Source organism: Haladaptatus salinisoli (genome assembly GCF_020614375.1).
Taxonomy (GTDB): domain Archaea; phylum Halobacteriota; class Halobacteria; order Halobacteriales; family Haladaptataceae; genus Haladaptatus; species Haladaptatus salinisoli.
This window is the reverse complement of the sequence record NZ_CP085333.1, coordinates 195,000-218,381: the sequence shown is the minus strand read 5'-3', so window position 1 is coordinate 218,381 and position 23,382 is coordinate 195,000. Positions and strand designations below refer to the sequence as shown.

Sequence of the window (23,382 nt, the reverse complement as noted above, 5' to 3'; positions counted from 1 at the left end):
GTCGACCGTTCGCCATGAACTGATTTACATTGGGCAGTTTTACGAATACAGTGAGGCTAACTACGGCGTGACATTCGACTGTATTTCACAAAGTGGCAATTGATTTTTAGATGCATGGGTTCCTTATCAAAGTAATATGATATGTGAAGAGTGTCCAGGAATAGATAATACCAGATATGATAACTAAATATAACAAAATCTGATAAACACGCTACTCTTAGAGTCCAAGGATATTTTTAAAGATACCGTAACTTTGCGTCCCGACGATTTTCGTTACGTACTCTTCAGATCTGAATGCGAAAAACGTCGGAGTCCCAGGAATGTTTGCGGCCTTCGCCACAGAACGGTCCTCTCGAACCTGTTTGTTATATGCCTTTGATTTTGCATCGCGAACGATGGCTCGTCCATTTAACCGTGTGTTATAATCTATGAACAATTTCGTTTTCGAGAGTACGTTTCCGGTGTTGAATTGATCCTGATTACTGAAGTAGTATTCTTTCAGATCCCAGAACGCTTGCTCATCCCGAGCGTGGGTCGCTTCAAGTGCGTAGATAGCGCGGACTCCCCACTCCTCGACGACAGGGACCGTTCGTAATACGAACGAAAGTTCTTCTGAATCAATGTGGTTGCGCTTGAGCCTTGGGTATATTTTCTGTTCGAAATCGACACAATTATGGCAAGATGGGTCCTCGAATGCAATAAGAGTTGCATCTGAACTAAATGGCGTCGGTCCACGCGTTGGTTCATTGAACACTCCCTTCGTCGATGGGTGGTTCGGTGCCGAGTGAGAAACCGTTGTGGTAGTTGTCTCTGGTTCCGTCGTCGATGGGGTTGTGGTCGTTGTTTCTGGTTCTGTTGTAGATGGTGTTGTAGTAGTTGGTTCCTGCTCTGTCGTAGATTGCGTTGTACTAGTTGATTCTAGTTTTGTTGTGGATTCTGTTTGTTGAGTGGTTGTTGACTGCGTTTGCAAGCGTGTCGTCTTATTTGTTGACACTGTATTCGTTGTTGTTGCGGTTGTTGATATCTGGGTAGGGCTTGTGGTTTCGGACTCATCTGACTGAGAGGTACAACCAGCCAGTAAGAGACCTGCGGGGAGTGTCGTTTTGAGGAGGGTCCGTCGATTCATCGTTATCATTATTCCTCGCATTGCATTTATGTATGTCGGCTAAAATTTTGGCCAAATAATTATGTAATGGTTATAATTCAGTTATTAAATACGGTATGGAAAGGACAAAGAATTACTCTAGTACTCGGCTCCTTCTTCTGCACTATATCTATCTGGAATGTGCAAATTCGATTGGCAATGAGTGACGCGAGTAGGCTGCAGAACCATCGGTTCGTCGAAATTCCGGCACTCGTCTCTATGCTCCTCGAACAACAGAAGCAGATTGAGGATTTTGAAGAGCGACTCGATCACAGTGAGGACGATCTAACCAAGATAGACGACGTCGATGGTAACGTCCTCACGAAAAGTAAATAACCTCAACCTTGATCCGCTGTCGCCCGGTAAGTAGCTCACGCAACTCCTTGTCAACTCTGACGACTACCACCCCCTGACGCTTCGGCCCTCAGTGGGATGCTGACTGAAGATATACAGTCGCAACCGTCTATGGGGAGGTGCAGCACGCGCGCCGTTCTCATTTTCTATGGGATCGGACTCATCCTCTGGTCTGTTATGGTTCTCACGGCCTTCCAGTTAGGACTACAGTGAGAACCAAGCCTACCGATTTACCGCTGTTTCAGGAACGATAGTAATTAACCAAGAGTATTTCACCAGAGCCAAATATCTGACCTACAATCCATTTTCATTCGAAAGTAGGAGATAGAAAAGCAGCTCAGCCCCGGAAGACAGCCCACCGGAGCATATCATCGAACTTCATTACCGATTGATATCGATCAGCAGGATCGGTCGCCATCGCCGTTTTACACACCATATCAAATTGTTGTGAAACCTCTGAATTTAGTTTACTCGGCGGTTCATCCCCCGGTGGCTGACTGGTCACAACAAAGTGTGCAATTGCACCAAGCCTATACACATCAGTCCGCTCATCGACTGATTCTCCTGTAATCTGTTCAGGAGCATCATAGTCGGACGTGTCACGGTGTTCAGCGAAGACCCTCGCACGTTCCCAATCTCCTACGTGGACTGTCTTATCGGCAAGCAGAATCATCGTAGGTCTGAGTCCGACGTGGACGACCCTATCCTCGTGTGCTCTATGAATCGTCATGGTGGCAGTCGAGAGGGCATCAATCCGCCCTGCAAGCGACCGATCACAATTCATGAGTGAGTCGTCTTCGTAGTGTGGCCGCTCAAGCTAGCTCTCACCATACTCTAAAATAGGAACAACACCCTCTCGATCACTTTGATTAGCCCAGCGTTCGACTGCTGTCTAGAATATATCGGTAAGCCTTGGCTCGGTCAACTGTCGCTTACAGACGACGCGCCCCGTCAGCGGTCTGGTACGACTCAACAACGGACGCGATCACGATCCCAGCTGGGGCGCCTACAAATAGCACGGCTGGAAACTATCTATTACAACAGCAGGGCATGAGTTGGTGCACTCAAGGCAGTATCCTGTTCAGCGACTACTGGTTCATCGTTGAAACAAACTCGGATCGTAAAAATCGACACTCAGCTTCCATGACGATGAAAGGCTATCAATCCACCAAGCGCACAGAGCAATCCAATGAGTGCGATGAATGGTGAATTGATGTCGGGAAGCGTGTCGACGCTAAGAATATCCGGTGAACTGGTGCGTTGCGATGTCTTCATGATAGTTCCAGTGGCGGTTGAGCTAGTTGTTCCAGTCGAAGATTGAGTATTCGTTTCAGTTATCTCTGTGTGCGTACGTGAAGTTTTAGAACTACTAGTAACCGAAGTAGTAGTGGGTGTATTTGTAGGATTTTCGTCGGTAGTAGTTGATGTATGACCGCCGTCTTCGCCGTTATTGTCTTCCTTCCCACCTGACGCGTTTTCGCCAGAAGAGTGGTTACTACCGTCATCTTTGCCTGTGTTCGATCCATTAGTCGGAGACTCGGCTGGATCATGCCCACTTATATTATTCGGATCTGTTATGTTATCTACGGGGCGATCTCTCTCAAGTGAGTCAGTTCCGTTTGCGCGTTCTGCTGTATCCGTTCTTCCGTCGCCATCTGAATCACTGTCCCGATAGTTTGGTATTCCATCCACCTCACAGTCTTCGTCGGTTTCCGCTTCGTCTGAGATTCCATCGTTATCTGAATCGCTGTCAAGGGCATCGATCTTCCCATCTTGATCTGTATCAACCGGCTGGCCTCCGTTCGTCTCCTCATCATCCGAAATGCCATCACAATCCGTATCGATATTGTTTGGATCCGTTCCAAGTTGCCGTTCTTTGTCGGACGAAAGCCCATCAGTATCTTGAGATGATTTATTGGCTATCGTATTTTCTGAGCTCGAAACCGATATTATTTGGATGCTATTTCCAGGGTCAATCCAATCCATTAGTTCGACCAAATTGCAAGCGTTGTTACTCTCTTCTGCCGTTGAGGTAGCTGCTACAGGAACGATAAAAATTGCCGAAACAACCTGTAAAGCAACAAAAAGAACGAGAAGCCGTTCTTTATAGTCAAATATATATTGTTTCCAATTGAGATGCAACATAAGTAATAGAGCGATTACAATCCATCTTAAATCTGTCGACCTCCCTGGGACCGCTTTGTGACCGAAACTGATCCTCAGTAATCATTTGAAATAGCCAGAGTTCCCTTCGTTTTCGGCAAAGTAGATGCTGTTGATCCTATCCCGCTTTCCCCGTCATAATGTTTGCAGAGAAATGCAAGTCGTCGAGGAAAAACCGTCGTTAATAATATAATTACAGAATCCCCACAGTACGTCGTCCAGCGTGACGATGTGGTCGGCGATGCACTGGCGTGTACCTGTCCGCATCACCGTAACTCGGTCTGCAAGCACATGGCCGCCGTCGAGAACGCAACCGACGAGGGGACGCTCAACGCCTTTCCCCTCAAAGAACGAAGATGAAGCTGAACCAGCAGAGTGCAACTATGACGGCCTCGGTGACTTCCCATGCTGGCCGTGCGTAAGGATGGGACAAAAAGAACTGCCGAACTAACCCACGCTTCAACCCTTTTCTCCATGGTACGCCAACTGACGGTCTCGAATATCACCGACCAGCGAACGCTCTCACAGAATATTGGCGGTAGGGACCCAGATAGAGTGGGCTTGCTAAGACAAGCCCTTTCCTTTGCTGTTCAGCGACGCAGGAGACAGTACTATGATTGGGTCTTCGCTGGAAAAACAAGTTAGCGTCACCGTCGGAAAGAAAGCACTGAGCTCAAACAGGTCACCGGCCCACATCGAGTCAGCATACGGATTCCGCTCGGAATCTCGCTTGTAACCCGTATAGTTGTCAAGTATACGAATACGATTATGTGTATCTACAAATATGAATGTAAAGACGACATACGGTCATTAAACCCTTGTCCACTTAGAGGCGTTCAAAATGGGCGCACAACCGCTATTTTCAGTACAGGGTTTCTACCAGCTACTGAGGAGATTACTCCACCACGGCATGCCGTTCCCTGTATTGCCTTGTCAGCGAGTCTAGCTACGGATGTAAGTAACATAGCAATAACGACCGGCGTGTGGGAGGCCCGCGTCTTGAGGCGCGGGAGGATGTCACTGTTGACGGCCTTCGATGACGTCGTCGCGGTGGCGGTGACATGCCGCGTCGTGGGGCGACGTGCCGTACTCCGTCGGCACCTCGTACTCAGGTATCTGCCGGGCACAGATACTCTGTTCTGCGAACGACGCCGTCAGAAGTTCCGACGCGCGCTCCCACTCTTCATTCGTGAGTTGATCGATTGCATCATCGACGATACGGCCTGCCTCGCCGTCTGGTTTTGCGTTGTCGAAGAACCGAGACTCAATGGTAGCTTTATCGGTTCGTTCGAACGACCGCCGCTGGACTTCACGGAGGAATTGACGTGTATTCTTCCATTCGTCAGGTGAGAGATCATACTCGGAGGGTGCAATGAGCTTCGGACATCGCGTGCGGAACCGACACCCACTCGGTGGATCAATAGGACTCGGAACATCGCCCTCAAGCACACCACGAGTCCCAGTCGCTCGCGGATCAGGAACTGGAATCGATTCGAGGAGTGCCTCCGTGTAGGGGTGCTGTGGGTTCTCGAATAGCTCTTCTTTGTCCGCAAGTTCCACCAGCTGCCCGAGATACATTACTGCTACGCGGTCGCTGATATGGCGAATGACGCTCAAGTCATGGGCAATAAACAGGTACGTCAACCCGAACTCTTCTTGGAGACTGTTCATCGTATTCAGAACCTGGGCTTGAATCGAGACGTCGAGTGCCGTAACAGGTTCGTCACAGACGATGAAGTCCGGATTTACGCTCAGTGCACGTGCGAGATTCACGCGCTGCCGTTGCCCGCCCGAGAAGGCGTGTGGATAGCGGTTGTAGTGCTGTGGATCGAGACCGACTTTTTCAAGCAACTCACGGGCTCGAACCTCTCGTTCATCTGCGTCGTACAACCCGTGGGCTTTCATCGGCTCCTCGACGATTGGGCCAATTTTCATCCGTGGATCGAGCGATGACTGCGGGTCCTGGAAGATCATCTGCATGTCCTTACGCTGCGCCCGTAGTCCCTCGCTGTCTAACTCAGTCAGATTTTGCCCCTTGAAGTAGACAGTGCCCTCAGTCGGCTCAATAAGTCGCAGAAGCGTCCGGGCCAGCGTGCTCTTTCCACATCCAGACTCGCCAACGAGTCCAAGCGTCTCTCCTTTCTGTATCTCAAAAGAGACATCTTCGACGGCGCGAACCCGTTGCTCTTCACCGAATAGCCCTGACAGAAATCCGCCACCACTGGAGAAATGTTTCGTGAGCCCCTCAACTTCGAGAAGCGGTTCTCCAGCTCTCGTTTCGTCCGCCTCGATTCGATCGGCAGTAATTGAGTCACTCATATCAGTCACCTCGCTCGGAAGTGTTACTCACGATATCACCGGAGATGCCAGTTTTCGCGCGAACGTCGATGGGTTCGCTGACCCAGTAGCCGACATCGAACTCGTCGTGTTTCAGGCAGGCGGCGCGGTGCGAGCGTTCGTCCGCGTCCGACACCTCGCGACAATCGGGGTGGACTTGCGTGCAGATCTCCCGGGCGTCCGGACAGCGCGTGTGGAACCGGCAGCCCCGCGGCGGGTCGATGGCTTCCGGCATCACGCCATGAACGGGGTTCAGTTCATCAATAGTCTGGTCAGGGCGTGGCATCGAGTCCAACAGCGCCTCCGTGTAGGGGTGTTTCGTGTCGTAGAAGAGGTCGTCGACCGTTGCTTGTTCGACAATTTCGCCGAGGTACATCACGTTGACGCGGTCACACAGTTCGGCGACGACGCCCATGTCGTGGGTGACCCAAATAAAACTCGTATCATACTTCTCCTGCAAGTCATCAACGAGTGAAAGGATTTGCCCTTCGACGGTTACGTCGAGCGCGGTCGTCGGCTCGTCCGCGATGATGAGGCTCGGTTCGCACGCGAGCGCCATGGCGATGAGCACGCGTTGGCGCATTCCGCCCGAGAACTGGTGCGGGTAGTTGTCGTAGCGCACTTCCGGTTCGGGAATACCGACCTCGCGGAGCATGTGGATCGCCTCCGCTTTTGCCTCCTGTTTCGAGAGGTCGCGATTGAGTTCGATAAACTCCCGGAGTTGGCTCCCGACGGTGAACACTGGATTCAGACTCTCCATGGGGTCTTGGAAGATGATGGCGATCTCGTTGCCGCGGATTCGGCGGCGCATCTCTTCGTTCGAGAGCATCTCGTCTCGGGGATGGAGGTCACCGTTTGGGTTTTCTTCAAGACCGAATAGTATATTGTCTTTAAATCGCACCTCCCCGCCGACGATTTCACCGGGGTGGTCGATCAGTCGGAGGATGCTTTGGGCAGCAACGCTCTTTCCGGCCCCCGATTCACCGACGAGGCCGACGATTTCCCCTTTGTTTACGTCGAAGGAGATGCCGTCAACCGCGCGAACGACGCCCTCTTCGGTGAAAAACTGCGTCTTCAGATCTTCTATTTGGAGTAGTGTGTCTGTCATATTAGTTTTTGATTCGAGGATCGAGCGCATCTCGCAGACCGTCACCAAGTAGATTGAATCCCATCACCGTGACGAGGATGGCAATTCCTGGCCACAGACTAAACCACGGGTCGGGGAGCATGTAGCCTCGTGACTGACTTAGCATCTGTCCCCACGACGGCGTCGGCGGCTGCGCGCCGAAACCCAGGAACGAGAGTCCGGCCACGATGAGGATGCTGATGCCGACCTGCAACGTTGCCTGGACGAGGACGGGCGCGAAACTGTTCGGGATGACGTGTCTGAGGATGATGTTCCGGTCGCGGACGCCGGCGGCCCGGGCCGCCTCGATGTACTCTTCTTCACGGACGCTGACCACGCGCGACCGAATCAGCCGGGCGAACACCGGAATCGTCGTGATGCCGACGCCGATCATCGCGAAGGTGAGGTCACGTCCGAATGCGGCCATGAACGCGATGACCAACACGAGGAAGGGAATCGCGTATAGCGTCTCAACCACTCGCATTAGTGTATCGTCGATCCATCCACCGTAGTAGCCCGCGACGGCTCCGGCGAGCGTTCCGCATACTAGTCCGAACCCGGTTGAGACGATGCCGACCTGCATCGCTATCCGCGACCCATAGACGAGGCGGACGAGGATGTCCCGCCCGCGGTGGTCGGTTCCCAGTGGATACTTCCATATTCCGCTGCCGAATGTATTCTCCATCCCAACCGGCGGTAGCAGGATTCTGGCGTTCGCCGGGTCGTTCACCGGGTTGTACCAGAATCGAGACGCGATGGCGTAGTCGAAAAGCTTTGCGTCGATGTAGGCGAACACCGCCATCGCCGAGATAAAGCCAATAATGTAGAGCCCAATTCGGGCCGTCGTATCGCGGCGGATCTGTTCGACGGTGTATCGCCAGCCGACGTTGGCCTCGACTCGGTCGCCACCCTCGTATCGGTCGTTCGTCTGCGGTTCACGAAGTTCGTCTGTTTGAGTTTCTGTCGTTCCCATCGTCAGTCCACCTCATCGTAGGTCACGCGGGGGTCGATGAATGCATACGACAGGTCGGTGAGGATGACCCCGACGACGAACGTCACGCCGAAGAAGATGGTCGTCCCCATGACCAACGGATAGTCCTGATTATTGATCGCCGTGATGATGAGCCGCCCCATCCCGTTGATGTTGAACACTGTCTCGGTTAACACTGCACCGCCGAGCGCCGATGTGAGTTGCAACCCGACGACCGTGATGACAGGAAGCTGTGCATTTTGAAACGCGTGTTTTCGGACAATCTTTTGTTCCGAAACACCGTACGCCCGCGCCAATTTCACGTACTCCTGCTGAAGCACTTCGAGCATCGACGACCGCTCGATGCGCATGATGGCGGCCATCTGGAGCGTTCCGAGCGAGAGCGTCGGCAGGAGGAGGTGCATCGCCGTCAACCGCAATACGTCGAGCTGCGACGACGCCCCGTCGACCGAACTCGGAGCGGCCCACGGGAGGACGAGGCCCGTCGCCGGGAACCATTTTAGATGGTACGCGAAGATGATGATCAGCATCAGTCCGATCCAGAACGACGGCGTGCTGACGCCGACGAGCGCAACGACCCGCGAGACGTGATCCGTCGGCTGATTGCGTCGCCTGGCGGAAATGACTCCGAGTGGGATGGCGGCCACGAGTGCGAACGCGAAACTGGAGAGCATGAGGAGGAGCGTCACCGGCAGCCGCTCCATTATCTTCGTCAGCACAGGCGTTCCGTAGTAGATACTCTGGCCGAAGTTCCCTTGCGCGACCGAGACGAGGTAGTTCACGTATCGCACCGGGAGCGGCTCGTCTAACCCGTACTGAGCACGTATCTGCTCGACCATCTCCGCGCTCGGCGACGGGCCGAGCATTATCTGGACGGGATCGCCCGGTATCGCGTTCGTCAGCAGGAACGTTATCGTGACGATTCCGAGGAGGACGGGAATGGCCTGTAGTAACCGTCGAATTGTATAGCGGAAGAGTGCCATATGTATTTTTATCGAAGAGAGATGGGGGAGGGCTTACTTCGATCCGATCGACGCGTTCGTGTAGTCCGTCGAGAGGACGAAGCTCGAGACGGGATGCGCCTTGAATCCCTTCACCTCCTTCTTCATACCGTAGCTGTTCTTCATGTTGTAGGCCGGGATATGTGCCCGGTCTTCCAACAACTGCGTGATGGCGTTCGTGTACAGCTTCTTTCGCTCGGCGCGGTCGGCCGACTGCCGTGCGTTCACAATCTGCTCGCTCACACCGTTGTAGAAGGTGCCGTCCGTCGTTCCGTGCGCCTCCTTCGTGAAGAAGTAATAAGTGAACGCGTCCGGGTCGGGCGTGCCTGACCATCCCAAGGTGTACATGTTATAGTCGCTCGGCTTCCCCGAGACGTACTTGTTGAGGAACGCGCCCCAGTCGAGTCGCTGAACGTTCCCATTGTATCCTGCCTCCTTCAGCCCGTTGGCGACAGTGACGCCGAGCTGTTCGCGCTTGTCGTCCGGCGGGACGATGATGTTTGCATTCCAATTGTCTGGAACCGAGTCAGAATCATCGAGGATTGTCTTCGCCTTGTCGATATTTTTGTCGTGCGGGATCTGCTTCCACTTGTTCAGCGGCATCCCCCACTTTTCGGCGATCTGTTTCGGCAGTGGGCTGTACTGGCGGACCCCGCTCGGCTCGACGAAGTTCGAGATCGCCTGATCCATGTCGAAGCAGTAGTCGATGGCCTCGCGCACCTTCGGGTCGGCTGTTGGGCCGGCCTTGCAGTTGAATGCGAGGTAGAAGTACCCCATCCCGATGACCGACTCGATACTGGCGTCGCCCATGCTCTTTACCTGTTGCCAGAGCTTGGGCGGAATCTCCTCGATGACGTCGCTCTCGCCGGTCTGTAGACTCGTCAAGCGCGTCGTCGGCTCTTCAATGGGTTTGTACTCGACTTCTGCGAGGTTCGGCTTCGGATCGCCCCAGTAGCCATCCCATCGTTTAATCCTCGCGAATTTCCCTTCCTGCCAGCTATCGAATTTGAACGGGCCGGAGCCGACCGGTTTTTTCTTGTTGAACTTCTTCTTGTCCTTCTCACGAACTTTTTTAGGAACGATCGACCACGTCAGCGAGTTCATGAACGGACCGTACGGATACTTGAGATCAAACTTGACCGTCCGATCGTCGACCTTCGTGATCGAATCGATCATGTTCAGCTCCGCGGCGTTCTCCGTCTCCTCTTTAACCGGCGCTTCGAACGAGTACTTCACGTCCTCGGGCGTAACGGGATCACCGTTCTGGAACTTTGGTCCCTGTTTCAGCTTTACGATGTACGTCTTTCCGTTGTTTTTGACTTCCGGTTTGCCGGTCGCCATCTGCGGAACGACGTTGATTCCGCTATCATACGTGTAAAGACCCTCGAACACGCGATCCGCCACCTGTGTAGATGGGACATCGTTAAGGACAATGGGGTCAAATTCAAGTGGGCTTTTCACTTGTGCAAGCGTTAGTTTGCTGCTCTGTGATTGTTGGCCCCCTTGATTCGAGCCGTTTTTGTTATTGTTTTTGTTATTACTACCGCTGCAGCCGGCAAGTGAAGCAATTCCTATTGCGCCGAATCCCTGGAGAAGACGCCGTCGTTTAATCTTATCTGGGGTTCGTTCGCTGTTTGCCATTCTATTTCACCTCATAGGTAAACGCTGGCATATACCTATCCAGGTAACAACCCATATAAAAGAATTCTGATTTAGTCGGATGGAATACCATTCTCCAAAATATAATGTGGAAAATACTGCTTTGGAGGATGTTTTATGTAAAATAGAGATGGAACGAAGGATTTGGGTCCGCGGAGAATAGAAAAAGACTGACCGATAACGGCATTTACACGCTTATCACTTATGGCTAACTCACATCGATGAAAAGACTACCAAAACAACTGATCTATAGGAAACCTGAATCCAAAAACGCAAAGGCCCACACTCGCCGCACCCATCTACAGAAGGAATGGAAGCTCGACAAAGTGGACGACCTCTACCAGTGATCCCTCATGAAACATTCAACACGTATAATCTAGAGATAATCGAAACGGTAAGTAACTACATATGCTTTGGGTCGCGAAGTGCTAGTTGCAGACGAGTGAAAATGTCGATTCTAGAAACGATCATCATGCGGTACCGATCTACGAAAAAGGAAGAACCACTCTATCAATGCAAATCATGTAGTGCAACAGCCAACGCTTTGACAAAGCATATTGTCTGCCCCGAATGCGGAGGAAAACTCGAACGAATAGATCTTTCTAATAAATAAGATGGTCTTCCTTCCCTGTTAGTCGTGAATATTACCATTAAAAAGAGAATCGTAATTAGGAGCTAACTTCTAGTGAAATACTTGGGGAAAATATTTCGTATCGATCATCGATTCTTTTGTTAGGAGTCGGAATTCACAAGCCTATTAGCCAGGGTCAGTGGAAATGTTGTGAATATCCTGCCAAGGATCCATCGATTCTTCCTGTCTAGCGAGCAATAAGACGTAGAGGTTGAATGTCGGCGGTGTGGGAGAACCCTCGATAAAACCGCAGAGCTCTGCCTCAGTTGGTCAATATACTCAATGGATATACCGAAGAATAGTTGGGATGATTCTTAGATCCTCATGTCAGCATCTGGTCGGGTGGTGGATGATTCAAGAACAAAGAAATTCGAATACTGAATATATTGATGGTCAAGCAATGAACCAGCCGGATATGTGGATGTATAAATCTTATCAGCTGCCACAACAGGCGTTCCAGCTGCTGGTGGCCCTTCTGGATTCGTAACGAGATTAGCTGGGTCTAACAAATATGTCCATTCACGATCACCGGTTGTGAGATCGAGTGCATAGACAGCTGCTCGCCCTATTCCAGGCTTGGAGGGTAACATGTATCGACCGCCGATATAGATCGTCTCATTCGCTACTGTGATATTGCTAAAGAACTCTCCAGCAAGTTCTTTTCTCCAAATTCTCGCACCAGTCTCAGCGTCAAGGGCTGTTAGAACGCTATCTTCGTTCGAATCGTAGAGGAGGACATGACCATTTGCGACTGCAAATCGTCTGTCTACCACCTGTCCAGTTTCTGGGGAATACGACCATTCAACTCGCCCACTATCTGCTGCTCGCGCTTCGACAGTGACAATATCATCATCACCTTCAATAAACTCTCTTCTAATATAATATACGAGGCCATTATCGATAACGTGATTGTTGAAAGTAGTTTCCTGATCAGTGATTCTCCATTTGACCGAGCCATCATTTGCATTCAAAGCTGTTCCATCGCTGAAAAATATCGTTCCGTCGTGATAGCTTAGAGCTCCGTCGCTACCGTCTGATAGCATGCCAACACCGTCGGTTTTCCAAATCGTCTCACCAGTCCTACTATTGAGTGCGTATGCACCTTCCTTATTCGATGTGTATATTCGATCTACCGTGACGATTGGGGAAGTCCACTTGAGAAAATTTGTTCGGCTCCATCTGGTTTCACCGTTTTCGATATCTAGTGCATAGAGACCTCCTCTGTTATCTTCATCAGTCTCTGATATATTTGTAGCAAAATATAGCATTTCGTCGCTAATGGTCGGTGTTTTCGGTGAAGGGAGATCGGATTCCTTCCATACTTGATCGCCAGTCTCTATATTGTAAGCACCGATGTACCCTTCACTTTCACTTGAAGTGTTGTCCGTCGTCACCGGAAGATAAACGAGCCCATTGGCTACTACTGGTTCCTTGGAGAACATACTGCCGTCCAAATCCATTTTCCAGCTCGTCGTTGCAAACGGGGTTGGCCCATCCGCATTAATCGCGCCAGTTCGCTTCGAATTCGATCTGGCTGTTGTCCATCTGTTGGTGTCAGTAGTGTCTTTCGCAGTTCTCTCTTGAGCTGCAGTATTCGTAACCTCCACACTCATTGTGCCCATTGAGATCCCAACAGCCTTTAAAAACGTTCGCCGGCTGTTTCTACGATTTTTCCCTGAGGAGCGATCGCTCATATATTACACTATAAAAAATAATGCTATCCCATTAATCTATCGATTTGATTTTTGATACATATGGTAAAACATATGGGCCTGAAACATTTTTGTTCTACCAGTAAGAATGAAGACTGTACAAATAATTGTAGATAGTTATAAACACCTACGCAAAAAAGAACGAAACGCAACGGAGACGATGATCGCTGTAAATACTGTCAGAAATCATATAGCAATTCAGGCCGAACGATGTCTCAACAATGGACTTGATCGGCCATTTTTCAAAATTCTCGAAAAGCTAATTCTTAACCAAGGGAATCGTTCGTCTTCAGTCGATCAAACTCAATCACAAGGAGGGTGTATTTAGATGCCTACGTATAACATAGTAGACGAAGGTGCGGATAATACTGGGAATACAGCTATCGACTCTGTGCTTGATCGGATCGTTGGTGATAATACTACTATTGTGTTCCCACCAGGGACGTACAAACTCAATGAACTCGTTGTTCCGTCTGGTCTCAATAATCTCCAACTTATCGCACCAGACGGTGCACGTCTTATTCCCGGTCAATCGGGAGACAACGTTCGATGGTTCGACGTATACTCGTATGGATTCGTGCTGGATGGATTTGAACTTGATATGCGAGATACGGAGATTCCGCCTTTCGTACGAATGAACTACAGTTCTGGAGACTGGGAACTCAAGAGATTAATTACTCGAGGAAAAGTTCGAGCAGCTACGGACTCGAACGTTGGGTCTAATGACTCAAGCGATGCTCGAACCTATTTCCGGCTATCGGCAGCCGAGGGTACTCGTGGACTACTCCAAGACTGTTATTTCCACGAAGGTGCGTGTGAACCCACCGAAGCAAGCAACCGCCGTGCTATTTTAGTGGAATCTGGGAAGGGTGAACTTGTATTTAACCGTTGTTGGTTTGAGCTTTGGGCAGAGAATACGATTTACGCCAAAAAACCAGAGGGTCCGCTCCGGATCTATAATAGTTTCTTCCGGAACACGCAGGTTGGTATTCGTCTCGGCGGAAATTCAGAGGTGCGGAACTGTGTCTCAATTAAAGACGATCAGCATCCAATACAAGCATGGTCGGGTGGATCACTTCAGCGTGGCGTGAGTGTAGAGGCGGTTGATCCAGCGGATCCAGATAACGGTATCAACAGTTATGATGGAACACTTACGATCGCTGATAGTGACTTCTATCATCGCTATTTAGATTCGAGCTGTGGTGGGCCGATCACAGCTGCAACTCCATGTGAACGACTCAATGTTCAAAACGTCCGAATAAGTTATGATTCAGAGAAATACCATGATGCGATTTATACCCTAAACGGACACATGAATGATGGTACTGTTGCAAACCTCAAATATCTTCAGCTCCAGAACATCCACGTCCGGAATGACCATGATTATCAATACGCTGTCTCGATAGAGCAAACACCTGAGGAATGGGGGGAGGTGTCAGGTGTCCTGGGTGGTGATGGCCCACAGACAGACTCTTCATATGTGAGAGATCGAGTAACCACTAACGGCGATCCTACTCCACCGAATACACAACCGCCATTGCCAAATCCACCGTCCCTTGGAGAAGTTCCACAGCAATCGGCGCAACTAATTCGTATTGATAACACCGGTAACGAATCCACTTCTTCATACCAGATTACCGCTGGTACGTCCGTTCTCCCGGCGGGCGATGATGGTGCGACCGTGACAATGGACTGGGGAGCGAATGACTCTCCAGCACGCCCACCAGATTCACAGAAAGCTACAGGGACAGTTCCAGCGGGAGAGGTATATGCTTTCTATGTTACTGGTGGAATCGTTTCGGCTAAAGGAAGTGGCCCCGCGACATGGAGTGTAGACGGAACTTCATTCACACCAGGCAAGCTCCTCTCAACAAACACACTGTCCACTAACCAATCGACTCGCGATGAATGGCATCAGACTAAGTCGGATAACCAACCCACAGGAGTTGTCGTTGCAAAACCGCTCTCGTATAATGGTAGTCAACCAGCCCATGTTCGTCTACAGAATAGTATGGATGGCGACTTCCAGTATAAGCTCGAAGAATGGGGATACCTTGATGGCTCTCATACAAACGAAACATTCAGCACACTCGCTGTAACACCGGCTGAATACAAATTAGAGTTGGACTCTGGTTACCCATACCGAATGAAAGCAGGAACTATCTCTACTGATGAAACCTTCACAACTAGATCCTTCGAAGACTTCTTCGGTACGATAAAACCGATTGTTCTCACTCAAACGCAATCATTCAATGGGTTAGACCCAGTTGTCTCGCGAGTCGCCAATGTCTCGAGTGATTCATTTGAAGGGAAAATCCAAGAAGCAGAAGACCAGGGTGATCATCGGATAGAGACGGTCGGTTATATTGCACTTCAGCCGGAAACAGGGTATCTTGATGATAGACCGTTTGAAGTTCATCAAACCGCAGAGACGGTGACTGACCAATGGACTCAAATTGAGTTTGAACAACAATATAGAAATCCGAAATTTATCGCTAGTTTGCAAACAACTAATGGCCTTGATCCGGCAAGTCTTCGATATCGGAATCTAACAAGCACAAGTGTTGAGGTCAAAGTTGAAGAAGCTCGGAGTTATGATAGCGAAACAAATCATACACAAGAAACAGTTGGATATGCAGTTTTCGGGGAGCCCACTCTCTTAACTAATACGATATCTAGCCCTCAACAGGACAGAGATTCATGGCATCAAGTTAATTCAAGTATACAATCAACGCACGTCGTTATTGGAAAGCCTCTCTCGCATAATGGTGGCCAACCATGTCACGTCCGCCTCCGGAATGTTGCTGACGGTCACTTCGAGTACAAACTTGAAGAATGGAATTATCTTGACGGTTGGCACCAGAGTGAGACGTTCCACACACTTGCTGTAGAACAAATTGAGCAAGAGTTACAGTTAGATGACGGTTCTATCTTCCGAATAAAGGCAGGAACCGAGTCAGTATCTCATAATTTCTCTTCTATTCCTCTGGGTGACTTCTTCGGTACAGAGAGACCAGTTATCCTAGCACAACCACAAACGTTCAATGGTCCTCAGCCAACTGTATCAAGGATTAGAAATATTTCTAGCGATTCGTTCGCGGTAGGGCTTCAAGAAGAGGGTTCTGATCCGTGGCATACAAGAGAGACTCTTGGCTACGTTGCGTTTCAACAAGCCAGCGGGCAGTTTAACCGTGTTCCGTTTGAGGTACAGCGTACCGAAGAAAACGTCACACATCAATGGTATCACATCCCTTTCCAACAAAACTACAAATCTCCTCAGTTTATTGCTGATATACAAACTTACAATGGTGTTAACACATCAAATCTACGTTATCGGAATCTGTCAAGCACTGGCGTTGAGGTTAAAATCGAAGAAGAACAAAGTGTAGATGATGAAACGAGACACCAGAACGCGGAAGTAATAGGTTACGCTGTTTTTGAAGGTTCCATATAGATACCTATCCAGTATTAGAACCAACCTTTGAATTCTGGAACTCCATCACCCATACATCTCGTATGTTAAACTCTATGATCACCATTACCGACAGAGTAGCAAGCGAATTCAGAAATATATAGGTATTTCCTCTTAGTCGTCTTATCTTCTACTGAATATCCATCGACCGGTGGTCTTCGAAAATTGTGTAGTGGGGTCAGAGTGCGACAAACACAATACCACTCATTGAGAGTCTTCTTCCCAATCGGTATCGGCGTAGTTTCGAGGGAAGTTACCTAGGTGATACTATGTACTCGGTGATTCAAGATACAATCTCCGCGTTAGTAGCGCAACCCAGTTCTATCTAATTACAGAACGCACCCGAAGAAATATTGAATACGGCAAACTCCATCTTTGGTCGTTTGACAGTTGGTTTACAACGGGTTTTCAGCACCGCCATCACTCGCCGCTTGCGGAGGTTTGATTTGTGACTCTGTTGTGCCGCTCGGTGCTGTGACTTGGCTAAATACGTCATCAAGAACAGAATCGATTGACTGATCGCTTAACTCTGCTTCGGAGTTGAGTATGAGTCGATGTCGCAAAACGGGTAACGCAAGGTGTTTGATATCGTCCGGAATGACGTATGTTCGTCCTTGGAGAGCGGCTCGTGCTTTCGCTGTCTTCAATAGTGCTAAGGTAGCTCGGGGAGATCCTCCGTGTTCAATAGCAGTGTGTGTCCGTGTAGCTGCGACTAATTCTCGAAGATAGCGTTTCGATGCCTCTGCGACGTAAACGTTGGCCACTACTGTTTGTGCAGATACCAACTCTTCGGCAGTGATTGCTTGTGAGATCTGAGATATATCGATGTCCGGTTGGTCATTAAATTGATCGATTAATGCAAGCTCTGTCTCTTCATCCGGAATATCCACAGTTAGCTTGAGCTGAAATCGATCTCGTTGTGCCTCTGGAAGTTGATATGTTCCCTCCATCTCGATGGGGTTTTGCGTTGCGACTACCATAAACGGCGACGGCAGAGGGAGGCTATCCCCCTCAATTGTTACTGTTCGCTCTTCCATCGCCTCTAACAGTGCACTTTGTGTCTTTGGCGTCGCTCGGTTAATTTCGTCGGCAATTACTAAATTCGAGAAAATCGGCCCCTTCTGGAGTTCGAATTCCCCGATCGGTTCTCGATAAATGTGAGTGCCAGTAATGTCAGCTGGGAGGAGATCAGGAGTCATTTGGATGCGTGTTGCATTGACCCCTGTCGCTTGCGCAAAGGCATTTGCAATCGTAGTTTTTGCGACACCAGGAACACCCTCCAACAAAACGTGACCTTTCGTAAGAAGAGAGATAGTAAGTCCTTCGACGATCTCTTCATTGCCAAGGAGTATCGTCCCAACTTCATCAAGAATCTGATCATGAAAATCTGCGGGGGTAGTCATCATTGGAGTTTCTTACGCAAAATTCTTAAATCAATTGGTTCGCCAATCAAGAATCAGGCAGCTATTTAAATTGCGGAGATGTGAGGAGAGAGCTCCATCCTTTAGCCCGGCGAGGATGTCAATCTTGGCGATCGCGATTTTGAAGCGCCGTAACGACTCGCTCTATCCGTTCCTCTTCCCAATTCGGATGCTTTCGTTTGAGATAGGAAAACATTGCGTCCCGATCCATTAATTGTTTATGAGTTTGTTCATTCGTAGAGTAGCCGGGTAATAGCCGTGAGAATAACCTAGGATTGGAAATCCAAATGGCGAGCTCAAAGAGAAGACCTCCGCCAATAAGTATCTGCGCTATCGCGGAGTCACGAATGATTAGTACTGCCGCCATTAACGGTGGAATCTGTGCGGAATGTGAGTAATCGAGTAGAACATAGCTCTTGTCCCTAACCAGATTTTGAACAAATTCTTCATTCCCTGGCCGATCAAGCATTGCGTTGATGAATATACTCGGATCACTAACGAGGATGACACGGCCCTGACCAACAGCGTGCGCCGTTACGACCGAGTAGTTTGAAATTGTCTCGTTTCCATCAAGTTCTGCATTCTGATTGGAATCTATAAAAGCATATCCAGACGTCTCAGCGATACTTGTACCGTTTTGTGTCCGGATTACGGTGCCGTGATTTAACGTGAGTGCAGATACATTAGTCGCAAGGGAATGATTTGAGAGGTTGCGGGCAAGGGGCATCGCCGGAGAGCGATAGTTGTATCGCTTGTCGTATACAGTACGTCCATCAAAATGAGCCTGAATGCCAAGTGCTTGAAGAATAGAGTCCGAATGTCTCCCAAAATCTTCAGCGACAACAAGCGTCCCACCATTTTGGACATACTTCTGGATGTGTTGTTGTGATTTGAATCTATAAGAACTGTCAGGAGAGAGAATGAAAGCAATGCTCTCATTTGCGGGGACCTTCTTGTAATCTTCAGTCTCTTGGAGAACTTTCGGCGTTGCTCCCGTGGCTTTTGCCTCTGTCCGCAGCGCCGAACCACCATCCCAACCAGAATTATAAGCACCAAATGATGCTGCAGAGGTACTAGCAGCAATAATTAATGCCGTGATGGAAACGAAGGTCATGACAGCTAGTAATTGATGCGGTCTACTCCAATTTCGTGGAGATCGCATGTATTAGAATACTCCTGGTGGTAAAATTGCAAGCACTCGCTTTACAACGACATACGCGAAGATTAAAAGGCCGAGTCCAATGAGCCACTTAAGACGCTGTCTCCATTCTGGTGTTATGTAGACTGGAGCAGTCAATTCAATCATGATGAGAAAACCAATAAGAGTGACTACAAAGAAGAGTTCCAGTGTTGCTGCTTGTAACAGCGTGAGAATAACGAGAGCTCCTAGCATCCACGTAAGTTGGTAGTGGATGAATTTGCGTCCCTGTTGTGTCGGCATTTAATTCGAATAACGAATAGCACGCTTACCAAAGTATCGGTTTCATAATTCCCAATATTTACCTCGTCCAAGTCCAAAGACAAAACACGTAGAAAATGTAAAAGATGAAGAAACCGGCAGGTATATTTTGCTGAACTTGAGTACATTACATGCCTCGTGGAAAACGGAGGGCTGTCCACGAGTCCTCAGTATCCTGACTCAAAGCTACTGAGTAAAATTTGGCTCTCCTTCCATCCCCCTTGGGAGTATCCTTAACTCATTGAGTAATGCTCTCGTTGATGGAGTCTTCTGTGCACGTTTGTAATCGAGGGGTTTCAGCCTCCATAACTACGGTTTATTGATTTGGATCTTCAATTGTAGTAGTAAGCATGACAGGGGGCAGATCGGTGTTGCGCACACCAGAACTGCCCATGCTTCATGAATTGAAGCAATTCTACCACAAACTCCGTTGCATATAAGTTTTCTGTTCATCGCCAAAATCAGTCGCTCTGTCATCACCCCCAATGGAGCGACTAGTGAGAGTAGAGTAGGCAAGGCAGTTCGCTATGATAGTGATCCTCGCTTAGAGACAACTGAAAGGGTTTCACTGGAGATTTCTCAATTCTCACCCCCTATTTTGGCTTGCCAATATATCAAATTTACCGCATTTAGTTTAGGTGTTGGTTTCCAGCTGGTCTGTTGAAAGCCAGACTTGTGCCTTATTAATCTTATGGTTGCATATGGTTCGCAACAGTCGAGAAACAGTGACCAACTTTTCAAACTTCGAAACAATGAGGGGGGATTTTGTCCATCGTGTTTTTTGGGTAAGGTGATGGCGCGACAGACCTCAACACGGCGAACATTCATAAAAACAATCTCTGCCTCAGCACTGGGGATCAGTTTGGCTGGGAATGCAAGTGCCACTCGTTCTGTGAGTGAGGCACCTATACCAGACCAAACAAGCGACCTTGAATATGCGACGATGGGGACGGATGCGAGCAACCCAACTGCAACGTTGTATGGGAACTTCAAGTGCCCATACACTCAGGACTTTGTGAACAACAATCTCAAGGATGTATTGGACAAGTTCGTGGATTCCGGTAGGCTAAATTTGGAATTCCGCGCGCTTGCGTATCAGCCACCAGGAACTACGTCTCACGGATCCTCGACATACTATATCTCGAGTAGTGACCCACGTATTTCGGAGGTAGCGTTGAGTGCTTGGGACGTCCAACCCACCGACTATTGGGGATTCTTTGAGATGATGTTCGATAGTCTCGTTTCGGGGACGGTCACACATAGCGAGATGGAAAATCATCTCCAAGAAGCCAATGTCAGTAACCGATCTACGATTATCGATCGGGCAAAGGACGGCCAGTACGATACTGCTGTCAAAGAGACCGCGAATGATGCGGGAAGTGTCGGTGTCTCGTTTACACCTACCCTTGAACTAAACGGTGAGACAACTCCCCCACACCATGAACCGGAAACCCTCCTCAATTGGATTGAATCTCGGTTGTCATCCACATCGTCAACGTCGACAATCACCATTGACGGAAGCAAAACGGAAACCTGGACAAACTATGACTTCGTTGTTTCAGGATCAGTTGAAAAAAGCGAGGCAAACGGTGCTTCTATAAATCCGGCTGATACTGTCTCTGGGTCAGAAGTGAACGGTGGCGTAGGCCCATGGAAAGACAGCTATACCTTCACTGGAGATATCACCTCCTTCAATGTGACGAAAGGTGCAGAGATCTATCTAAATGGTGAAAAAGTAGATCCTGCGAATCTAGGTTAGAAATAAAAAGGCTGAAAGTCCTTTCTCGCCCAGAACGGTAGAGTTTCCAAGTCACAGAGAATTTTAGATTTTTATTGCATAGTGGACATTAACTACAGAGTGATTACATTGAGTTGTCAATTACTCTCCATATTAATAACCGACTCGTTTGTAAAACTGGTTGCATACCAAGGTTCTTGAATCCTATCACCACTGCCGTCACTAGCTTTCTAACTACCTCGCCCATGATCAGAAATAGTAAACAATGAAAATACTATGAAAATTCTAACACGGGATTGGACCACTTCCCCAAAAAGAGGGTTCCAGTACCACAACCGAAAGTTGATCTTCTGCGGACTATCGATAGACCCGATTAATTCCATGTCGACGGAGAAGGTGACGGATAATATTAAGCGTCCATCGGACTCGCAAATCTGTAGAAGTTCCGTATCGCGTTACTTCCACAATAAATCCGACCTCGTGTAGATCCCCTGCAACCTTATGTGTAAGAAGAGGCCGGTCAGCGTCAATCAAATTACCACGTCGGAATCGATAGTGGTCAGGCAATGACTGGTCAAGGTGATACCGATTCATATACTTAGCAGTCATTACAGCATCTTCTTTTGCTCCATGAGCAATTGTTGGGTAAATCGCCTGTCCCACACCGTCCGGTCCAACATCAGACCGATAAATCCCTTTCGAGCTGTGTAACGAAAGTACGATATCGGGATCTGAACCGGCGACCACATTCCAGATTTCACGCGCAAGTGGGGTTGTAGGTTCTTTTCCAGGGGGGAATTTCCGATTCAGGTTCCCATTGTCATTTGAATATGTGTCTTGTTTGATGGCGGTTTGATTCGCTTCCGGGATGACCACTAAGCTACCTTGATCAATCGACCACTCAGTAACATCGTTTGCAGCAATATACCCTGCTTCTTCAATCCCGTGAAGACCGCCCACAACAACGCCCGTTGGCCCGGGTTTACCAGAATCAATCTTATAGACGGTTGTTTCGTCAGGGGTTCCCTCACGGATTTTGTATGTTGTTCGCGTTTCGGCTCGGCTTTTCCCCTGAGTCGTCACTGCTAGTGGAGTAATAGCCAATGCTCCACCCATTTGTCGAAGGAAGGAACGTCGTGAACTCGAGTCGCTTCTTTCACTGGTATTCTTACCAGACTTCATACTTGGCATTGCAATTAATCAATATCCAAGTCCCCATTTTGTTATGGGGGGGATGATACAGATTCTGGGGGTGAATATAGAATATACAATATATGAAAGAGAGCTATTTCTTCGTCAGACTCCACTTACGACCAAAGTATAAATCGCCTACTAAAGGTGGATGAGAATAAATCTGGCGAAGGGGAATAGCCACGCAAATTAGCAATCAAGAATAATTATTGAGTTACATACTATCATGATACTGAAGAGGAATTAGTGAGTTAATTTTACTATCTTCGGTTTCAATCGCGTTTGAACTGAAGGATTTGTTCAGACGTAATTGGTTCGTCGAAGGCATTATTATAAAGATCAGCGATGATTTGTCTGATATCCTCGATTTTGTTTTCTTTCTCATTGGTGCAGTTTGAAAGGCAATAACCTTCTATGATATCGCTCTCAGTTTTCGTATATTTGAGTGGGCTATGACAATGGGGACAGCGAAGCGCCGAATGGGTATGCATCCACTCGACAGAAAATCCACGGCGATAGAGCCGAAGCTGCAGTGCGTACCATATAAAAAGGTCTTTATGTTGAGATCCTGTCGCTGCCTTTTTAAGTCGATTCAGTACCAAAGCTGTTTTTCGATATAATGTCTTATTATCATCACAGTGTTCTTGATGGCAACGGCGAAAATAATTGAATAAGGCTACTTTTGATGATCGAACCGCACCCTTCGTAAGTTCACCCTCATCTGTACCACTCACACCAAACGCATCAGCTACTGCAACTCGTTGTTTACCGTTTTCAGTATAGTGAGCGGATTGCGAAAGTTTTGCTCCCGTTCGTGGACAGAACCCATCTTCTTCGATCATTTTCTGGTTAGGTTTGATGAACCCGATCGTTAGACTAGGTTTTTATTTATTAGTATAAGATATATTTATTTTATCGGGGTGGCATTGTTTCAAATTTTTTCTGGTATATTTCCGAGTCAAAATTTGATCAGCACCTCTTTT

18 protein-coding genes are annotated in these 23,382 nt (G+C 48.7%); 4 read left to right on the top strand and 14 right to left on the bottom strand.

The genetic code is table 11. The features are described 5' to 3' along the window. Positions 1-217 precede the first annotated feature (217 nt). Positions 218-754 (bottom strand): DsbA family protein, encoded by a 537-nt coding sequence (locus LIX00_RS25235; protein ID WP_227357438.1) that lies wholly within the window; start codon positions 752-754, stop codon positions 218-220. Between the two features lie 549 nt (positions 755-1,303). Here LIX00_RS25235 and LIX00_RS25230 point away from each other — a divergent pair. After that, complete coding sequence (locus LIX00_RS25230; protein WP_227357437.1) at positions 1,304-1,480, top strand: DUF8156 family protein; 177 nt, start codon at positions 1,304-1,306, stop codon at positions 1,478-1,480. A 96-nt stretch (positions 1,481-1,576) separates the two neighbouring features. Further along, complete coding sequence (locus LIX00_RS26595) at positions 1,577-1,711, top strand: DUF8070 family membrane protein (protein ID WP_497007359.1); 135 nt, start codon at positions 1,577-1,579, stop codon at positions 1,709-1,711. A 124-nt stretch (positions 1,712-1,835) separates the two neighbouring features. On the opposite strand, the gene LIX00_RS25225 is transcribed toward LIX00_RS26595, so the two are convergent. From LIX00_RS25225 to LIX00_RS25190, 8 genes are all read right to left on the bottom strand, one after another. Beyond that, positions 1,836-2,228, bottom strand: coding sequence for a protein kinase domain-containing protein (locus tag LIX00_RS25225; RefSeq protein ID WP_227357436.1), 393 nt, complete (start codon positions 2,226-2,228; stop codon positions 1,836-1,838). Between the two features lie 404 nt (positions 2,229-2,632). After that, a complete protein-coding gene (locus LIX00_RS25220) occupies positions 2,633-3,643 on the bottom strand; it encodes an MSCRAMM family adhesin SdrC (protein WP_227357435.1) in 1,011 nt (336 codons plus the stop codon). Between the two features lie 1,035 nt (positions 3,644-4,678). Next, complete coding sequence (locus tag LIX00_RS25215) at positions 4,679-5,980, bottom strand: ABC transporter ATP-binding protein (RefSeq protein ID WP_227357434.1); 1,302 nt, start codon at positions 5,978-5,980, stop codon at positions 4,679-4,681. Between the two features lies 1 nt (position 5,981). After that, complete coding sequence (locus tag LIX00_RS25210; protein ID WP_227357433.1) at positions 5,982-7,106, bottom strand: ABC transporter ATP-binding protein; 1,125 nt, start codon at positions 7,104-7,106, stop codon at positions 5,982-5,984. 1 nt (position 7,107) lies between these two features. Next, a complete protein-coding gene (locus LIX00_RS25205) occupies positions 7,108-8,097 on the bottom strand; it encodes an ABC transporter permease (protein WP_227357432.1) in 990 nt (329 codons plus the stop codon). Positions 8,098-8,099: 2 nt separating this feature from the next. Further along, complete coding sequence (locus LIX00_RS25200; RefSeq protein ID WP_227357431.1) at positions 8,100-9,098, bottom strand: ABC transporter permease; 999 nt, start codon at positions 9,096-9,098, stop codon at positions 8,100-8,102. A gap of 33 nt (positions 9,099-9,131) precedes the next feature. Next, on the bottom strand, positions 9,132-10,757 hold the full coding sequence (locus LIX00_RS25195) for an ABC transporter substrate-binding protein (protein WP_227357430.1): 1,626 nt from the start codon (positions 10,755-10,757) through the stop codon (positions 9,132-9,134). A 963-nt stretch (positions 10,758-11,720) separates the two neighbouring features. Further along, on the bottom strand, positions 11,721-13,019 hold the full coding sequence (locus LIX00_RS25190) for an outer membrane protein assembly factor BamB family protein (protein ID WP_227357429.1): 1,299 nt from the start codon (positions 13,017-13,019) through the stop codon (positions 11,721-11,723). Between the two features lie 427 nt (positions 13,020-13,446). Here LIX00_RS25190 and LIX00_RS25185 point away from each other — a divergent pair, with 427 nt between their 5' ends. Continuing rightward, positions 13,447-16,572 (top strand): hypothetical protein, encoded by a 3,126-nt coding sequence (locus tag LIX00_RS25185; RefSeq protein WP_227357428.1) that lies wholly within the window; start codon positions 13,447-13,449, stop codon positions 16,570-16,572. A gap of 413 nt (positions 16,573-16,985) precedes the next feature. On the opposite strand, the gene LIX00_RS25180 is transcribed toward LIX00_RS25185, so the two are convergent. The 3 genes from LIX00_RS25180 to LIX00_RS25170 form a co-directional block, all read right to left on the bottom strand. Further along, on the bottom strand, positions 16,986-17,993 hold the full coding sequence (locus LIX00_RS25180) for an AAA family ATPase (protein WP_227357427.1): 1,008 nt from the start codon (positions 17,991-17,993) through the stop codon (positions 16,986-16,988). A gap of 118 nt (positions 17,994-18,111) precedes the next feature. Then, the gene (locus LIX00_RS25175; RefSeq protein WP_227357426.1) at positions 18,112-19,125 is read right to left on the bottom strand and encodes a DUF4350 domain-containing protein; all 1,014 of its coding nucleotides are present in this window, start codon (positions 19,123-19,125) and stop codon (positions 18,112-18,114) included. Positions 19,126-19,176: 51 nt separating this feature from the next. Further along, a complete protein-coding gene (locus LIX00_RS25170; RefSeq protein WP_227357425.1) occupies positions 19,177-19,452 on the bottom strand; it encodes a DUF8044 family membrane protein in 276 nt (91 codons plus the stop codon). An 811-nt stretch (positions 19,453-20,263) separates the two neighbouring features. Here LIX00_RS25170 and LIX00_RS25165 point away from each other — a divergent pair. Further along, positions 20,264-21,229, top strand: coding sequence for a DsbA family protein (locus LIX00_RS25165; RefSeq protein ID WP_227357424.1), 966 nt, complete (start codon positions 20,264-20,266; stop codon positions 21,227-21,229). Positions 21,230-21,565: 336 nt separating this feature from the next. On the opposite strand, the gene LIX00_RS25160 is transcribed toward LIX00_RS25165, so the two are convergent. Beyond that, positions 21,566-22,324, bottom strand: coding sequence for a M99 family carboxypeptidase catalytic domain-containing protein (locus LIX00_RS25160; protein WP_227357423.1), 759 nt, complete (start codon positions 22,322-22,324; stop codon positions 21,566-21,568). Between the two features lie 347 nt (positions 22,325-22,671). Beyond that, a complete protein-coding gene (locus tag LIX00_RS25155) occupies positions 22,672-23,241 on the bottom strand; it encodes a hypothetical protein (RefSeq protein ID WP_227357422.1) in 570 nt (189 codons plus the stop codon). Between the last annotated feature and the right edge of the window lie 141 nt (positions 23,242-23,382).

What these genes read in the sequence shown, in the direction of transcription:
- LIX00_RS25230 (WP_227357437.1), top strand. Translation starts at nt 1,304, where the DNA reads ATGAGTGACGCGAGTAGGCTGCAGAACCATCGGTTCGTCGAAATTCCG.
- LIX00_RS26595 (WP_497007359.1), top strand. Translation starts at nt 1,577, where the DNA reads ATGCTGACTGAAGATATACAGTCGCAACCGTCTATGGGGAGGTGCAGC.
- LIX00_RS25225 (WP_227357436.1), bottom strand. Translation starts at nt 2,228, where the DNA reads ATGACGATTCATAGAGCACACGAGGATAGGGTCGTCCACGTCGGACTC.
- LIX00_RS25220 (WP_227357435.1), bottom strand. Translation starts at nt 3,643, where the DNA reads ATGTTGCATCTCAATTGGAAACAATATATATTTGACTATAAAGAACGG.
- LIX00_RS25215 (WP_227357434.1), bottom strand. Translation starts at nt 5,980, where the DNA reads ATGAGTGACTCAATTACTGCCGATCGAATCGAGGCGGACGAAACGAGA.
- LIX00_RS25210 (WP_227357433.1), bottom strand. Translation starts at nt 7,106, where the DNA reads ATGACAGACACACTACTCCAAATAGAAGATCTGAAGACGCAGTTTTTC.
- LIX00_RS25205 (WP_227357432.1), bottom strand. Translation starts at nt 8,097, where the DNA reads ATGGGAACGACAGAAACTCAAACAGACGAACTTCGTGAACCGCAGACG.
- LIX00_RS25200 (WP_227357431.1), bottom strand. Translation starts at nt 9,098, where the DNA reads ATGGCACTCTTCCGCTATACAATTCGACGGTTACTACAGGCCATTCCC.
- LIX00_RS25195 (WP_227357430.1), bottom strand. Translation starts at nt 10,757, where the DNA reads ATGGCAAACAGCGAACGAACCCCAGATAAGATTAAACGACGGCGTCTT.
- LIX00_RS25190 (WP_227357429.1), bottom strand. Translation starts at nt 13,019, where the DNA reads ATGAGTGTGGAGGTTACGAATACTGCAGCTCAAGAGAGAACTGCGAAA.
- LIX00_RS25185 (WP_227357428.1), top strand. Translation starts at nt 13,447, where the DNA reads ATGCCTACGTATAACATAGTAGACGAAGGTGCGGATAATACTGGGAAT.
- LIX00_RS25180 (WP_227357427.1), bottom strand. Translation starts at nt 17,993, where the DNA reads ATGACTACCCCCGCAGATTTTCATGATCAGATTCTTGATGAAGTTGGG.
- LIX00_RS25175 (WP_227357426.1), bottom strand. Translation starts at nt 19,125, where the DNA reads ATGACCTTCGTTTCCATCACGGCATTAATTATTGCTGCTAGTACCTCT.
- LIX00_RS25170 (WP_227357425.1), bottom strand. Translation starts at nt 19,452, where the DNA reads ATGCCGACACAACAGGGACGCAAATTCATCCACTACCAACTTACGTGG.
- LIX00_RS25165 (WP_227357424.1), top strand. Translation starts at nt 20,264, where the DNA reads ATGGCGCGACAGACCTCAACACGGCGAACATTCATAAAAACAATCTCT.
- LIX00_RS25160 (WP_227357423.1), bottom strand. Translation starts at nt 22,324, where the DNA reads ATGGGTGGAGCATTGGCTATTACTCCACTAGCAGTGACGACTCAGGGG.
- LIX00_RS25155 (WP_227357422.1), bottom strand. Translation starts at nt 23,241, where the DNA reads ATGATCGAAGAAGATGGGTTCTGTCCACGAACGGGAGCAAAACTTTCG.